The organism is Bradyrhizobium sp. 62 (genome assembly GCF_023073035.1).
Taxonomy (GTDB): Bacteria; Pseudomonadota; Alphaproteobacteria; order Rhizobiales; family Xanthobacteraceae; genus Bradyrhizobium.
In genome coordinates, this window is sequence record NZ_JADPIT010000023.1 from 239,733 (window position 1) to 241,816 (window position 2,084).

2 protein-coding genes and 1 pseudogene are annotated in these 2,084 nt (G+C 64.7%); 2 read left to right on the forward strand and 1 reads right to left on the reverse strand.

All coding sequences use genetic code 11. From position 1 onward, the window contains the following. Window positions 1-131 (reverse strand): annotated as a pseudogene (locus tag IVB47_RS24740) (YciI family protein); the annotation flags it as partial. Between the two features lie 144 nt (window positions 132-275). Between IVB47_RS24740 and IVB47_RS24745 the strand changes: the two are divergent. Continuing rightward, window positions 276-1,241: a glyoxylate/hydroxypyruvate reductase A gene (locus tag IVB47_RS24745; RefSeq protein ID WP_247288291.1), complete on the forward strand. Its 966-nt coding sequence runs from the start codon at window positions 276-278 to the stop codon at window positions 1,239-1,241. Between the two features lie 118 nt (window positions 1,242-1,359). Next, window positions 1,360-2,084: cache domain-containing protein (locus IVB47_RS24750; protein ID WP_276576884.1), on the forward strand; the 725-nt coding region annotated here is incomplete at its 3' end.

The window sequence follows — 2,084 nt, forward strand, 5'->3', positions numbered from 1 at the left end:
GGGCCGAGCCTGCCCTGCTTCGCGAGACCTTCCTGCACCACGGCGAGCTTCTTCATCACGGCCTCGTCCTGGTCCTTGCTCCAGGAGCCGACGAAGTCCTCGTCGTGATAGCAAAGGATCGCATAAAGCATGGGCAGTACCTTCTCTGAGCGCTTGTTTTGAAGACGATCCAGTATGCCTTGCCCCGACATGGCTGCGGAAAAAAATTGCAAGAAAAATCCGGCAGATCGTGCCAAGGAGAGCCTTCAAAAGCGGAACCTCAAGAGGCACTTCGAATGACCGTGGGCACACTGGCCGTCCTGATCAACAGCACGCAGCAGAACTGGCTGCCGGAGCGCTGGAAGGCCCGGTTCGACGCGGTCAGCGGCGGCCGCCGCGTGGCGCTGCTGCCCGATCCCAGGCTCGATCCGGCCGAGGTGCACTATGCCGCGGTGTGGAAGCCGGTGCCGGGCGACCTCGGCTCTTTCCCCAATCTGCGTGCGATCTTCAATCTGGGCGCCGGCGTCGATGCGCTGATGGCGGACAAGAGCCTTCCGAACGTGCCGCTGGTGCGTGTCGCCGTGCCCGATCTGACCGGCCGCATGACCGAATACGTCGTGCAGCACGTGCTGATGCACCACCGCCAGGAGCTTTATCTGCGCCAGTCGCAGCGCGAAAAGCGCTGGGAGCCGACCTATCAATGGCCGGCGAGCGCCGTCACGGTCGGTATCATGGGACTGGGCACGCTCGGCACTGACGCGGCCGATGTGCTGCGGCGGCTTGGTTTCCGCGTCGCCGGCTGGAGCCGCAGCCCGCGCACGATCGCGGGTGTCGAATGCTTCCACGGCGCGGCGCAGATCGACGCGTTCCTGCGCACGACCGATATTCTCGTCAGCCTGTTGCCGCTGACGCCCGATACACACGGCATCCTCAACCGCGACGTCTTCACCAAGCTCAACCGCAAAAGCCCACTCGGTGCGCCCGTGCTGATCAACGCCGGCCGCGGCGGCCTGCAGAACGAAGCCGACATCCTTTCTTGCCTCGACGACGGCACGCTGGGCGCCGCCTCGCTCGACGTCTTCGTGCAGGAACCGCAGCCGGCGGATAGCCGGTTCTGGACCCATCCCAAGGTGTTGCTGACGCCACACAACGCCGCCGATACCGACGCCGATGCGATCTCGACCTATGTCGCCCAGCAAATCGCGCAGTTCGAGGCGGGTGGTGTGCTGGAGAACGTGGTGGACCGGACGCGGGGGTACTGAGACCTCACGTGCCACCCGGGCCCGTAAAATCACTGATCGCCGGCCGGTATCCCGTTCACCCTCTCTTAGCGAGAAGTTGATAGGCGTTGTTAATCAACGCTCAACGAACGAGTCGGACATGCGCTTCACGCTCGGCCTCAGGATGCGGATCACGGTTGCGCTGGCGGTGACGGCGGCGGCGACCGCCCTGTTCGCCGTGCTCGGGGCGATGTGGATCATTTCCGGCATCATCGACCGGGCCGACCAGCGCGAGCTTCGCAGTCATTACGACGCGCTCCAGTCGCGAATTGCCGAGGAATCCCAGCGTGCCGCCGCCATGAGCGCCGTCGTGGCCGCGATGCCCGCGACGCAGGACGCGATGGCCAAACAGGATCGCAACGCTTTAATCGGCCTGTTCGGGCCGGTGTTTGCCGCGACCAAATCGGAGTACGGCGTCGAACAGTTCCAATTCCACGTGGCGCCCGCGACCTCGTTCCTGCGCGTGCACCAGCCTGCCAAATTTGGCGACGACCTCTCGGGCTTTCGCAAAACCGTGATCATCGCCAACCAGGAGCACAAGGTCGTGGTCGGGCTCGAGGGCGGCCTGGCCGGGCTCGGCATCCGCGGCGTGGTGCCGATCGCGCAAGGCGGCAAGCATCTCGGCTCAGTGGAGTTTGGCCTGACCTTCGGCCAGTCCTTCCTCGACGATTTCAAGACCAACCGCCATGTCGACATCGCCTTCCATCTCGCGGACGGCGGCGGCTTCAAGCTGTTCGGCGGCACACTGAAGGGCAAGAGCTTCTTCGATGCGGCCGATTACGGCCGCGCCGCCGGCGGCGACTTCACGGTACGGCAGGCCAAGCT